At 42.1% G+C, this 14,324-nt stretch carries 11 protein-coding genes; 7 read left to right on the top strand and 4 right to left on the bottom strand.

Going from position 1 to position 14,324, the window contains the following annotated elements; translation table 11 throughout:
- Positions 1-155 precede the first annotated feature (155 nt).
- Positions 156-3,173, top strand: coding sequence for a polysaccharide lyase 8 family protein (locus A5882_RS05845; RefSeq protein ID WP_086316778.1), 3,018 nt, complete (start codon positions 156-158; stop codon positions 3,171-3,173).
- A 325-nt stretch (positions 3,174-3,498) separates the two neighbouring features.
- Here A5882_RS05845 and A5882_RS05850 read toward each other — a convergent pair whose 3' ends face one another.
- From A5882_RS05850 to coaA, 4 genes are all read right to left on the bottom strand, one after another.
- Complete coding sequence (locus A5882_RS05850; RefSeq protein WP_086372532.1) at positions 3,499-4,485, bottom strand: matrixin family metalloprotease; 987 nt, start codon at positions 4,483-4,485, stop codon at positions 3,499-3,501.
- Positions 4,472-5,347, bottom strand: a complete 876-nt coding sequence (locus A5882_RS05855) for a glycosyltransferase (RefSeq protein ID WP_016611513.1) — start codon at positions 5,345-5,347, stop codon at positions 4,472-4,474. Before A5882_RS05855 ends, A5882_RS05850 begins: the two co-directional genes overlap by 14 nt.
- Positions 5,348-5,682: 335 nt before the next feature.
- A complete protein-coding gene (gene guaA / locus A5882_RS05865) occupies positions 5,683-7,248 on the bottom strand; it encodes a glutamine-hydrolyzing GMP synthase (RefSeq protein WP_061053624.1) in 1,566 nt (521 codons plus the stop codon).
- A gap of 80 nt (positions 7,249-7,328) precedes the next feature.
- A complete protein-coding gene (coaA, locus tag A5882_RS05870) occupies positions 7,329-8,252 on the bottom strand; it encodes a type I pantothenate kinase (RefSeq protein WP_005226828.1) in 924 nt (307 codons plus the stop codon).
- A gap of 336 nt (positions 8,253-8,588) precedes the next feature.
- On the opposite strand from coaA, the gene A5882_RS05880 reads away from it, so the two are divergent.
- The 6 genes from A5882_RS05880 (at position 8,589) to A5882_RS05905 (ending at position 14,149) form a co-directional block, all read left to right on the top strand.
- Positions 8,589-9,194, top strand: a complete 606-nt coding sequence (locus A5882_RS05880) for a class I SAM-dependent methyltransferase (RefSeq protein WP_016611508.1) — start codon at positions 8,589-8,591, stop codon at positions 9,192-9,194.
- Between the two features lie 202 nt (positions 9,195-9,396).
- Positions 9,397-10,416 carry a LacI family DNA-binding transcriptional regulator gene (locus tag A5882_RS05885; protein ID WP_005226832.1) on the top strand — a complete coding sequence of 340 codons (1,020 nt, stop codon included), beginning with the start codon at positions 9,397-9,399 and terminating at the stop codon, positions 10,414-10,416.
- A 123-nt stretch (positions 10,417-10,539) separates the two neighbouring features.
- On the top strand, positions 10,540-11,841 hold the full coding sequence (locus tag A5882_RS05890; protein ID WP_042890150.1) for a pyrimidine-nucleoside phosphorylase: 1,302 nt from the start codon (positions 10,540-10,542) through the stop codon (positions 11,839-11,841).
- A 13-nt stretch (positions 11,842-11,854) separates the two neighbouring features.
- Entirely contained in the window at positions 11,855-12,517 is a 663-nt protein-coding gene (gene deoC, locus A5882_RS05895; protein WP_008376411.1) for a deoxyribose-phosphate aldolase, read from the top strand.
- A 51-nt stretch (positions 12,518-12,568) separates the two neighbouring features.
- Positions 12,569-12,967: a cytidine deaminase gene (locus A5882_RS05900; protein WP_005226837.1), complete on the top strand. Its 399-nt coding sequence runs from the start codon at positions 12,569-12,571 to the stop codon at positions 12,965-12,967.
- A 63-nt stretch (positions 12,968-13,030) separates the two neighbouring features.
- On the top strand, positions 13,031-14,149 hold the full coding sequence (locus A5882_RS05905; RefSeq protein ID WP_008376407.1) for a BMP family protein: 1,119 nt from the start codon (positions 13,031-13,033) through the stop codon (positions 14,147-14,149).
- Positions 14,150-14,324: the final 175 nt, after the last annotated feature.

Raw genomic sequence — 14,324 nt, forward strand, 5'->3', positions numbered from 1 at the left:
TAAATCGTATAAGTAGTTAGGGTAGTCAACCTGTTTTCTTTTTTAGAATAGTTGAACTAAATGGAAAAGAGTGCGGAAATGAATTTCTTCACTCTTTTCCCATTCCACAAAATGATAGCGCTATCTTTTGCGCGGGGAAATAGGAGGAGTAAAGGATGGAAAAAGGGAAAAAATATCTGCTGATCATGGGGTGTTTCTTGTTGCTGTATTCGGTAGTTGGCGCCACTCGTCTTTCTGGAAATGCCGAGGAACAAATACCCGAATTGCCGGAAGCAGAATCGATCTATCACTCGGATTTTTCTAACCAGAAAGGGTCTTGGCAAGATTTAGTCGGGAAAGCCGAAGTAGCACAAAATGCTACTGGTTTAATGATCAGTAATACGAAGCAAGGCACCAATCTGGAATCAGTAACGCTCAACAAAGATGCTCCCAAGCGGTCTTCAGGGGATTTTGAAACTACTTTCTTATATGAAGACCAAGCGAACATTGGGGTGGTCTTTCGCGCAGATGAACAAAAGACAGATCAGTGGCAATCGTTTGCTTATAATCGTGATGGGCAGTGGCAACTTGGTCAACCAGGTGGAAAATGGCTGACAGCTATTTCTGGACCTACTTTGATTGCGGGACAAAAATATAAACTCTTGCTTCAGTATGAGGGCTCGAGTTTTCGTGCCTTTTTAAATGATCAGCTATTTTATGAGAATCAAAAGGTAAACTATCCCAATGGTACGGCAATTGATGGGGACTGGTCCGGGTATGTGGGTATCCGTTTGTTTGGCAATTTATCTAAGCTGAAGGTATTATCGATGCGCAGCGGTCCTATCGGCAGCTTGCCCGTGGAAGATCATACAGCAGAATTTATGAAGCTGCAAGAAAAATGGCAAAATCAACTGGTTTCCGATCACTATGATCCAAATAATCCGACTATGGCTGATTACGTGCAGATGGTCACCTCAGAAGCTGAGGCGTTGTATCAAACCATAAATAAAGCATCTGATCGAACGAGCCTATGGCCCCTCGAACAAGGGAATACTGCTTCAGCGGATGTAACGACTCAATTTACAAAATTACAGAAAATGGCTTTAGCCTATGGCACGAAAGGTAGTTCTTTGTATCAAGATGATGCAGTGGCGACGACGATTATTGATGGGATAGATTTCATGGTCACTCGAAAAGGGTATGATGGGAAAAAGTACCATGGAAACTGGTGGGATTGGCAAATCGGTGTCCCGCAAAAACTGATCAGTACTTTAATGATTTTAGGCGCTGAGTTACCGTCCGAGAAATTACAGCAATACACTGCCATTATCAGCAGTTATGTACCAGATCCCTTCAAGCAATTGTATACGAAGACACAAGGCAGTTTTACTGAGCTTGCTTTTATTCCAAATTTTGTGACTTCTGGTGCTAATCGTACAGATCTCGCGCTTACTGTATTAGGCTTGGGCATTTTGCAAAGGGACGCTGGGAAAATCACTCAAGCTTCAGCAAGTATCGAAGAAGTATTTCAGTTAGTCACAAAAGGCGATGGTTTTTATAAAGATGGTTCCTTTATTCAGCATAATACGATCCCTTATACTGGTTCTTATGGAAATGTACTGATCAAGGGTGTGGGACAAATTCTAGCTATCACGCAAGGATCAAGTTTTGAGATGGACGCTGATCTCGTACAAACGTTTGTTAAAAATGTTGATCAAGCATTCTTGCCGTTGATCTATCAAGGAGAAATGTTGCCGTTGGTCAATGGTCGTTCGATTTCAAGAGCTCCAGCCAAAACCAAAGCCGGCTATGGCTCATCAACAGTCTATAATTTGTTGATCGTATCCCAATTCGCACCAACCCAATACCAGCAAAAATTCCGTGAAGCTGCCAAGTATTGGCTCAAAGAAAATCCAGACTATTATTTGACGAATGCAAGAGACTTCAATGATTTACAAATGACAATGAATCTCTTGGCAGACCCATCGATTACAGGGGATGCATTACCTTTTACGGGAACAAAACTGTACGCTTCAATGGATCGCTTTGTTCAACGAACAACTGATTATATGGTGGGTTTAGGACTATATTCCAGTCGTATTTCTTCCTTTGAAGCTGGCAACAAGGAAAACAAGCGTGGGTGGCATACAGCAGACGGGATGCTCTACCTCTATAATGATGATCAAGTTCAATTCAATTCTAGTTATTGGCCGACCGTCGATCCATATCGCTTGCCAGGAACAACCGTGGATACCATACAATTAGCGGATGAAAATTCAGCTTTTACAACGGTAACGTCTCCAGAAAAGTGGGTAGGCGGTGTGGCTTATGATGGTGCAGCTGCGGTGGGAATGGCATTAAACAAAACGGGTACAAAAAATAACGGGAATGTTTTACCTATGAACGTGCGGGCAAAAAAATCGTGGTTTATCATTGATGGGCAGATTGTCGCTTTAGGTGCGGGAATCACTGGTGATACGACAGCTTCTATTGAGACGGTCGTGGATAATCGCTTACTAAACGATGCGTATACTTATCAAATCCTTTCTGATCAAGGAAGTATTGATCAAACAAATGAAACAAGTAGCAAGCAGTGGTTGTTGTTAGACTCCGATCATTCCCAGGCCAATATCGGTTACTATTTTCCAGAAGAAACGACAGTAAACGTGGTAAGTGAAACACGAACAGGCAGCTATACAGAAATCAATGAGGCCTTTCCAAGTAATGCGGTTTATACCGGAGAATATCGAAAATTCTTGATCAATCATGGCAAAAATCCCATGGAGGATCATTATGCGTATGTCATGTTGCCAGGTATCAATGAAACAGGACTGACTGCCTATGCCCAAGAAGAACCGCTGGAGATTTTAGCCAATACCTCGGAAGTTCAAGCAGTAAAACTTGATCAAACTGACTATTTAGGTATCAATTTTTGGCAGAATGATGGAGGTAGTGTCGCCGATATTACTACTAACAAACCTCTTTCATTGATTAGAACAAGTAGAGAAGGCAAAACCATCTATGCCTTTTCTGATCCAACTCAAACAACGACTACCATGACCTTAAAATTGCCAAAAGACTACCAAAAAATCGTCTTTCAAAGTGATGGAATCAGCTATGATGCTTCGACGGATCTATTTACGGTAAACTTTGCGGAGCAAGATGGTGGAAATAAAGTGATTGTAGTCGAGTAAGGTGTTTCAATGCTATCTGTCTCATCATCAGCAGCTAGGGATCAATCTCTAGCTGTTTTTTGTCAGCTAGAAAATGAAACGATGAAAGGCTAAACATAGATTTTTCTTTGACTATTAATTCCTTTAACTACTTTTCAAGGGCCGAGGTTTTGTCAAAAAAATCCTCACAGAAAATGCTGAAAACTTGCGCATTAGCATGAAACGTTTGCTAATTTTCTTCTTACTTAAAAGGCGTATGTTTGCCACTAAAGAATGTATCTAAGATTGCAAGCACACTTTTCCAAGATTGCAGTGGCAACTTTTCAAGTAAGAATTGGTAGCGAATTTATCCGAAGGCGCGGCGATTAACAATATACTCTTCTCCATCAATTTCAAAAAGATAATAGTGTTGACCATAAATAGAAACAATATCTTCAGTAACTGAAACAGTTCTATTCATAAGATTATTACTCGAAATTGTTCCTACATATGGATCTCTTGGGGACAGAGACAGTTTATACAAATTATAGTTACCTGTTATTTCAACTGTTTGATCGATGAAAGTAACGCCAGAAATTTTTCCAGCAGGAGAATCTAAAAAGATTGAGGCAATTTGATTAGAACGATGATTATTCAAATAATAGATTTTATCCCTATTATTAAGGATATTTAGTATCGCATATTTGTTGAATAATGGGACAGCAGGAAGTATCCCCTTAGAAATTGAGTCCGCCGTTTTTTGCGCTGCATCCAGCATCTCTTGATTGTTGCTAACCTGGGCATCATATAAATCAGCCATCACTGATCCATTGTCATGTTGGAGACCTAAAGTATGCCCCATTTCATGTCGGATAGTTGAAACCAGCTGTACGTAGCCGGAGGTTCCTTTTCCAGATGATGCGTCATTTAAAGCAGCTTTATTCAAAAATATTCTGTTCGTACTATTCCCCCAACCAAATCCGGAGTACCCCATATCTGCATAGGAATCGCCATCCGTTGATTGCAAAACTAAATCAACTTGGTTATCTGCTGCATTTACACTTGATTTTTCGACAATTATCGATCTCCCAATCGACTGATTCCATGATTGCGCAGCTTCATTGACAGCCTCTTGGTAGGTTTCTCCTAGTGAGTTTGAGTCGTAAATGATGGTACCGTATTCGTTAACACAAGTAGCTGTACCATACAATATTCCAGGATAGTAATAATCAACAATAGGCGTCTTCGCTATGTCGGCTGACTTTGCATCTACAGAAATTGTTCCTATAGAGTAAATTAATGCAATTAAAAATAACGAACGAATTCTTGAAAAATTTTTTTCATTGTTTTCCACTCCTTAAACTTGTTGACTTGATTTCATACAGATAATTCCAAAAATCTTTTTCCCATCTATCTTGTATGGAAAGATGCTCCCAGGGCATCGAATTTTTTTCAAATTCAACGAAATGTCGAATCTTTATATTTTTTCTAGCTTTTTCAATTTTCAAAAATTTGAGTGGATTCACATTTTTTGCCCAATCAAATAACCAATGATCATCTTTCTGGTAATTGTATTCATAAGGCAACAACTCAACACTTCTCTCACAAAGAATGTTTAAAATGGTTTGATCTAAATACAAGTATTCATTCTTATTTATCATACGTACTATGGCTTCTGGTCGTATCTGTTCATTGAACACAACTACATTAAATAAAATAACTCCAGAATTGAAGTAATTCTTCATAGTTTTTACGCCAAAATATTTAAAGCTGTCCTCTGTATCACTTATAACTGAGAAGTAGAAGTCTCTAACTGCAGCAATTGATTTTTGATCAGGGATCAAATCAAAGAAATTGGATACGTCATCGTATACAATAGTGTCATTATCTAAATAGAGAATGTAATCATAATTGCTAAAATATGAAGGTAGAAATAATCTCCACAGAGTGACTTCAGGAAAACGCGAATTACTATAATTCTTTATTTCGTTTATTATTTTAGGTGGATACCAAATAGTAATAATTACATTTTTTTCTCCATATAATCTAGAAATACTTTTCAATTTCAGTATTTCTTCGTTCCCTAGTTCATTTACAACTACTAATATATCTAAAGGTTCATTCCCTTCATAAGTATTTACTATTGACGCAATGGATACTGCAGCTAATTGAATATGTGACCCCGTAACACAATAAACGACAGCTTTCTTCTTCATAGTTCAGGTCCACCCTTTTTAGTGTTTTTTATTTTTTAATAAAAACCTTCTATAGAAACTTAGGCAATAAAAGCATTTAAGCTTATTTTATCGTATCTGATTTCCAATATGAGCGTTAGTCCCACTATTGGGATTAACGTAGTTAACGAGAATCAACAATTTCTTATCGTATTTTCCCAAAGGGTTTGTCAGATTAAGCCTAAATCAAAAATCCCGTCAGAGAAATCTGACGGGATTTTGGTGGTGAACCTAGGTAAAACAGGTCATTGTTATCCATTCCAAGTGAACTAAAAAACTGTTAAATCAATATTTTGCAACCAAGTGAGGTTGCTACTTTATTCCCACTCCACAGTAGCAGGTGGTTTGCTCGTAATATCATACACGATTCGATTGACGTGTGCGACTTCGTTGACGATGCGGACGCTGATTTTTTGTAGGACTTCCCATGGGATGCGGGCAAAGTCAGCGGTCATGCCATCGATTGAAGTGACTGCACGGATGCCGACGGTATAATCGTAGGTCCGGCCATCACCCATGACACCGACGGAGCGGATGCCTGGTAAGACGGTGAAGTATTGCCAAATGTCGCGGTCTAAGCCGGCATTTGCGATTTCTTCCCGCAAGATTGCGTCCGAGTCGCGGACGATCGTTAGTTTTTCTTCTGTCAATTCGCCAAGGACACGAATACCTAGACCTGGTCCAGGGAATGGTTGGCGCCATACGATGCTGTCTGGCATGCCAAGTTGAGTCCCTAATTCACGGACTTCGTCTTTGAACAAGGTGTTCAATGGTTCGATCAATTTGAATTGCATGTCTTCAGGTAAACCACCCACATTGTGGTGTGATTTGATGGTTTGAGCAGTTTCGGTTCCTGATTCGATGACGTCGGTATAAAGGGTTCCTTGGGCAAGGAAAGAAACGCCTTCATCGCCAGCTAGTTTGGTTGCTTCATCATCGAAGACATACACGAATTCATTCCCGATGATCTTGCGTTTTTCTTCAGGATCAGAAACCCCCGCAAGTTTTGATAGGAAACGTTCTTTGGCATCAACTTTGATAATGTTCAAGCCGAATTTGCCACCTAAGCTTTCCATTACTTGCTCGGCTTCGCCTTTACGCAAGAGGCCGTGGTCAACAAAAATACAAGTCAGTTGATCGCCAATCGCTTTTTGTAAAAGAACACCAACGACAGAAGAATCGACCCCGCCTGAAAGACCAAGCAAGACTTTTTTGTCGCCCACTTGTTCGCGGATTTTTGCGATTTCCATATCGATGAAGTTATCCATTGTCCAATCACCTGTACATTGACAAACGTCAATGGCAAAGTGACGCAGTAAGTCGTTGCCGTATTCTGAATGGCGAACTTCTGCGTGGAATTGGATACCGTACATTTTGCGTTCTGCATCTTGGATAGAAGCAATCGGGCAATCTTTGCTCGTCGCCACGACATCAAAGCCTGCAGGTGCTTGAGTGACCAAGTCCCCGTGGCTCATCCACACGGTTTGGGTTGCGGGCGTGTTTTGGAAAAGGGCCGCTGCATCAGAAGTGACTTCCAATTCTGCTTTGCCGTATTCACGGTTTTTGGCAGGTTCAACTGTTCCGCCTAATTTATAAGTAATCAACTGCATGCCGTAACAGATCCCTAAAACTGGGATGCCTAAATCAAAAATTTTCTCGTCGATGCCGAAAGAGTTCTCGTCGTAGACGCTGTTTGGTCCGCCAGATAAGATGATCCCTTTTGGATTCATCGCTTTTACTTCTTCAGCGGTAATGCGGTGGCTCAATAATTCTGAGAAAACACCGAACTCACGAATACGGCGTGTAATCAGCTGGTTATACTGACTACCGTAATCAAGTACGATAATTTTTTCGACGTTTGGCAAAGTGTCAACGTTTGTCACAATAAATTACCTCAATTCTTTTAGTTTTTATTGAAAAAAGGCTGGGCCTTTTCAACAGCATAATTATAAAAATGAAGCGGTCAATACTTGCGCAAGAACACTTCATCGATCAAATGGTGCTTTGTTTTATGAAGAATTATATCGGCTCTGCTGCGTGTAGGCAAGATATACTCGTGTAAATTCTTTAAATTCACATTTTTCCATACTTCTTTTGCCATTTTAATCGCTTCCTTGCGATCCCCGATCGCATATTGGTAATAATAATTGCTAGGGTCTTGAAAGGCAGTGTCTAGTAATGATTCAAATCGTTCCAAATACCATTTTTCAATCAGTGCCGGTTGGGCATCCACGAAAATTGAAAAATCAAAAAAGTCACTGATATAGATTTGTTGGTTGGCAGGTAGTTGCAGGGTATTGATGCCTTCCACGATCAAGATATCTGGTTGACTGATCGTTTCATACGTATCAGGAATAATATTGTAGACTTCATGGGAGTAGACGGGGATCTGGATGTCTGGTTCTCCTGATTTGACCGCATTCAAAAAGTTGATCAAGGCTTCCATGTCATAACTTTCTGGAAATCCTTTGCGATTCAAGCTGCCGCGTTCCTCCAAGACTTCGTTCGGGTACAAAAAGCCGTCAGTGGTGATCAGTTGGACGGTTCTGCGGGGAAACAAACGGGCCAATAAATTTTGGACGAGCCGTGCGGTGGTGCTTTTGCCGACGGCGACGCTTCCGGCGATGCCGATGATAAAAGGCGGCATTTTAACATAGCGGTGTAAAAAGAGTCCCTTGCTGAGGGTCAATGATTCAAACTCTTTCATATAAAGATGGATCAGATGGCATAAAGGCACGTAAACATCTTCCACATCTTGGACCGAGATCCGGTCGTTCAAACTTTTGATATTATCCAATTCTTCTTGAGTGAAAGGCATCATTCCGTTCGTATAAAACCCTTGCCATTGCTCACGAGGAATTTGATAAAAATTCATGGTTTCTTGCATAGTAGGCTCCTTTTTTGCGGCATCATCGGTTTCTCTTAGAAGCGATAGGCCACTGTTCGAAAGTATTTTACCATAGAAACCCGCTGAACTTGGAAAAAAGACATGATTTCCTTTGCAGAAACAACAAAAAACTGTTTTTTCGTTGTTTTTTTTGCTGGGCGTTTACTTCTGGCTGTTTTTCGGTATGATTAGAAAGAAGCAGCAGACAAATCTTGCACGCCTTTTTACTGGTGTTTTCACTACGTTCACTCGTTCTAATAGAAGCAACAAGGAAAAAACCAGTAGAAGCCAGTAGAAAAAACAAGCGAAAAGGGAATAGAAGAAAGGAGCATAAACATGAGTAATCATTACTATACAGAAAATCCTGATACAGCCCATGATTTTGAACAGTGGTCGTTTGAATTAAGAGGAAAGAAGTTTCATTTTGTGACAGATAGCGGGGTGTTTTCCCGAGACACGGTGGACTACGGCTCGCGGGTGCTGATCGATGCGTTTGAGTGGGCGGAGCTGCCAGAAGGAAGTCTGCTAGACGTTGGGTGTGGCTATGGTCCTGTTGGCTTATCGTTGGCTTATGCAAGTCAGCGACCTGTCGAGATGATCGATATCAATCAGCGGGCAGTGGATTTGGCAAAAGGCAATGCCCAGCGTAACGGCATTGAACAGGTAGATATCCATCAATCCAATATCTATGCCCAATTAAATCAACCTGCTTATGCGGCGATCCTCAGCAATCCACCGATTCGGGCAGGAAAAGAAGTCGTCCATGAGATTTTGACAGGGGCGTTTCCGCTACTAAAAACAGGGGGAACTTTAACGATCGTGATCCAAAAGAAACAAGGGGCGCCGAGTGCTCAAAAGAAAATGCAAGAGACCTTTGGCAATGCCGAAATCATCAAAAAAGACAAAGGCTATTACATCATTCAAAGCGTAAAAGAAGCGTAGCTGCTCTTTGATTCTCAGCAGATCAAAGGCATCGCCAAGGCAAGCGCTGGTTAGCAGCAACTGGACCAGTTGGTTTCTCAAAAAGCCTATTGCCAACAGCCTTTCGGGCAATTGCAGCGTTGGTTAATCAGCTGTCTATATCATCGGGCTATTTTTTTTGAGAAAAATTTGCTACACTTTAGGCAAGAGAGGAGAGAAGCAGATGAAATTGACGATTAAACAGATTGCTGAAATGGCTGGCGTCTCTGTCACGACCGTGTCGCAGATCCTAAACAATAAAGGCAGCCGTTTTAGTGAAGAAACCCGGAAGCGGGTCTTAGATATCGTAAATAAATATCACTATAAGCCGGATTTTTTTGCTTCGAATCTTATCAACCGCCATTCAAAAACGATCGGAATGATCGTGCCTGATGTGACGGATTTCTTTTTCTCTAAAGTCATTGAAGGGGCGGAAAGTTATTTCAATCCACTAGGTTACATGCTAGTGTTATGCAATTCGCGCCACAGCCAAGAAAAAGAGGTTCAATATTTGAATGAACTGTCTCATCGTTCGGTAGATGGTATCTTATTAGCGACGCCGCATTTACTGCCGGAGGATTATTCCTTGAAGAGCGGGTTCTTTGATGACCGACCAATTATTTTAGTCGATCGCGGGATCAATCAGCGGGACAATGGTCGTTTGATCGTGAAAGAATACGAAGGTGCCTACCAAGCCGTCAGTTATTTGATCAAAAACGGTCACCGCAACATTGCGATGCTCAAAGAAATCACCGGCTACTATCAATTAGAGGAACGGTTCAATGGCTATCGCCATGCCTTAAAGGACCATCAGATCCCTTTTAAAGGCCGATATGTAGAAAATGCTGAATTAACGGTTACCGGCGGGTACGAAGCAACGAAAGAATTATTGAAGTACAAAGAGATCACAGCGTTCTTCTGCGGCAACGACGCCATGGCGATCGGCTGTTATCAAGCGATTTATGAGGCGGGTAAAAAAGTACCAGAAGACTACTCGGTGATCGGCTTTGATGCCTTGAAATTATCGGAATACATCACACCACCGCTTACCACGGTCATGCAGCCGACCTTTGAGATCGGTTTTACCGCAGCGAAGTTTTTAGTGGACGCCATTGAGTTTCCGACACGGCGAATTCCAAATAAGATTTTTGATACAAAATTAATTATTCGTGAGAGCGTGAAGACATTGACAAGCGAGAAATAATGCGGTATATTTCTTCTTGTAAGTGTTTTCATAGTTTTGCGATATTTAGTAAACTGTTTTACTAAAGTGGTTTACCCTACGAAAAATTATTGTATAATGTTAAAGGAAGCGAGGGTCATTTCGATGCGAATGGTGGATTTAATTGAAAAGAAACGTGACGGCAAGTCATTGACGAAGGAAGAAATTGACTACATTGTAACTGCGTATACTGAAGGAAGTATTCCAGATTATCAAATGAGTGCCTTGTTGATGGCTATTTTTTATGTAGATATGACAGATGAAGAGATCACGAACTTAACGCTAGCAATGGCAAATTCTGGTGAAGTGATCGACCTATCCTCAATTGAAGGAATCAAAGTCGATAAGCATTCGACTGGTGGTGTTGGTGATACGACCACGTTGATCCTAGCGCCATTAGTGGCTAGTGTTGGCGTACCGGTTGCGAAAATGTCTGGCCGCGGCTTAGGCTATACCGGAGGGACGTTAGACAAGCTTGAAGCGATCCCTGGATTTAAAATCGAGCTTTCTGAAGCCGACTTTATCCGATTAGTCAACGAAAGTAAAGTGGCCGTGATCGGTCAATCAGGAGATTTAGCTCCTGCGGACAAAAAACTGTATGCCTTACGAGATGTGACGGCAACGGTTAGTTCGATCCCATTGATCGCCAGCTCGATCATGAGTAAAAAAATCGCGGCAGGTGCCGATGCGATCGTGTTAGATGTAACCACAGGCGATGGCGCCTTTATGAAAAACTTGGAGGATGCCAAACGCTTAGCCCAAACGATGGTCCGCATCGGAAAATTGGCAAATCGCCAAACGATGGCAGTCATTTCTGATATGTCACAACCTCTAGGGGAAGCGATCGGGAACAGTTTGGAAGTGGTGGAAGCTATTGAGACACTGCAAGGAAAAGGACCGAAAGACTTGGAAGAAATGTGCTATGCACTGGGCAGCCAAATGGTCGTTTTAGCGAAAAAAGCTGATTCATTGGAAGAAGCACGCCAACTGTTGGAAGAAGCCTTGCATTCAGGCAAAGCGTTAGAAAAATTCAGACAGATGATCATAGATCAAGGCGGAGACGCTTCAGTGATCGATGACCCGAGCAAGATTTTGACAGCAAAATATGAAGTTGAGGTCCCAGCGAAAACTAGCGGCGTGGTGACGAAATTAGTTGCCAATGAGCTAGGGATCGCGGCGATGATGTTAGGGGCAGGTCGTAAGACCAAAGACGAAGACATCGACCATGCAGTGGGCATCAAATTGCATAAGAAAGTTGGCGAATCCGTAACTGAAGGGGAATCGCTATTGACGATCTATAGCAATACCGAAGCAATCGAGGATGTCAAAGCATTGATCGACCAAAATATTGAAATTGGGGAAGATGGCGCAGAACCGCCATTGATCCATGACATTATTACAGAATAAGGAGCGAATAAAAATGGAATTGAATCGCATGATCGACCACACGATTTTGAAAGCAGACGCAACGGAGGAAGATGTTTTACGAATCATCGAAGAGGCAAAAACCTATCACTTCTATTCTGTCTGCATCAATCCAACGTGGGTTTCATTAGCAGCAGAAAAATTACAAGGCGAACCAACGGCTGTTTGTACCGTGATCGGTTTTCCTTTAGGGGCAAACACATCTGAGGTCAAAGCTTATGAAACAACAGATGCGATCAAAAACGGCGCAGATGAAGTCGATATGGTAATCAACGTAGGTGCCTTGAAATCAAAACAATACAAAAAAGTTCAAGCAGACATCGAAGCAGTCGTTGAAGCAGCCAAAGACAAAGCGCTTGTCAAAGTAATCATTGAAACAGCGTTATTAGACAACGAAGAAATCGTCAAAGCCTGTGAATTAGCCAAAGCAGCCGGTGCAGATTTCGTGAAAACCTCAACTGGCTTTTCAACTGGTGGGGCAGTCATTGAAGATGTTCGCTTGATGCGTGAAACTGTAGGACCAGAAATGGGTGTCAAAGCTTCCGGTGGTATCCACAACGAAGCAGAAGCGGCAGCTATGGTCGAAGCGGGGGCAAATCGCTTAGGAACAAGCGCAAGTGTTGCCATCGTGACTGGCTCAACAGGTGCTGGCTATTAAGCCTAGCATTAAGTAAAGTGGCAAAAATTAAAAACAAGAGCGGGGAAGACAATGACAATAGCGAAAAAAGAGTGGATCGACACCGCCGTTTCCGCCTTAGATAAAGCGTATGTGCCGTACTCTAAGTTTCCGGTCGGTGCTTGTCTCGTTGCCAAAAATGGGACGATATATCAAGGGATCAACATTGAAAATGCCTCATATGGCTTAACAAATTGCGCAGAACGAACGGCTTTTTTCAAAGCCGTTTCTGAAGGCGAAAAAGAGTTTCAACATTTGGTTGTGGCGGGTCATACGCCAGAACCGATCTCTCCTTGCGGTGCTTGCCGCCAGGTCATGGTGGAATTTTGTGCGCCAGATATGCCGGTGACCTTAGTCGGCGATGATGGTGTCATCAAAGAAACCACGGTAGAAGGCCTATTGCCTTATTACTTCACGAACAAAGATTTATAAACCATGTTCATTCAGTCGATGCGGCTGTTGAAAAAAACTATATTTTTAGGGGGCTTTACAGCAATGAAAAAAGCAAAATTATTTAGTTTAGGTATTGTTGCAGTAGCTGGGTTGACTTTACTTGGTGCTTGTGGCGGAGGAAATTCAGGTTCAACTGATTCAACTGGCGGCGGTTCTGCAGACGGTACGACTGATGCAGCGCATAGTGTCGCAATCGTTACCGATATCGGTGGGGTGGATGACCGTTCATTCAACCAATCCGCGTGGGAAGGCTTAGAAGCATGGGGTGAGGAACACGGGATCGCTCGCGGTGCTGGTGGTTATGACTACGTGCAATCAAATGAAGCATCAGAATACACAACAAACGTAAATGGTGCCGTTCAAAATGGTTTCAAAACAGTTTTCGGTGTGGGTTACTTATTGAAAGATTCAATCGCAGCAGCAGCTGATCAAAACCCTGATACACAATTCGGGATCATCGATGATGTGATCGAAGGCAAAGACAACGTTGTTTCAGCAACATTTAAAGACAACGAAGCAGCTTACCTAGCTGGTTTTGCCGCAGCGTATACAACCAAAACAAACAAAGTCGGCTTCATCGGTGGTGAAGAAGGCGTCGTTATCGACCGTTTCGAAGCTGGTTTCATGAAAGGTGTTCAAGACGCAGCTGAAAAATTAGGCAAAGAAATCACAGTTGATCCTCAATATGCAGCATCATTTGGTGATCCTGCCAAAGGGAAAGCTTTGGCAGCTTCAATGTACCAAAGCGGCATTGACGTAATCTTCCACGCATCTGGCGGTACTGGTGCAGGTGTCTTCCAAGAAGCAAAAGCAATCAACGAACAATTGAACGAAGCAGACCTAGAAGACAAAAAAGTTTGGGTCATCGGTGTAGATAGCGATCAACAAGACGAAGGTAATTTTACAACTGCTGACGGCAAAGAAGATAACTTCACATTGGCTTCAACATTGAAAGGTGTTGGCGCAGCGGTACAAGATATCTCAACTCGTGCGTTAGAAGATAACTTCCCTGGCGGCGAACACATTGTTTACGGCTTGAAAGATGGCGGTGTAGACATTACTGAAGGTTTCCTTTCAGATGATGCCAAAGCAGCGATCGAAACAGCGAAACAAGACGTGATCGACGGCAAAGTAGAAGTACCAGAAACACCTGAAAAATAAAGTTATGCTTTTCGGTTATCTTGCCCTAGCTTAGGGCAAGATGATCGTTGTTGGATTACTATGTTGATGAAAGCTACGGGTTTTCATGAGGATAGTAATCATCCTAAGCAATAGCAATTATTTTTTTGACATGACGAATGGTTTGTATAAGCGAATTAGAAAGTAAGGATGTGAG

This window comes from Enterococcus sp. 4E1_DIV0656, from assembly GCF_002140695.1.
Classification (GTDB): Bacteria; Bacillota; Bacilli; order Lactobacillales; family Enterococcaceae; genus Enterococcus_D; species Enterococcus_D entomosocium.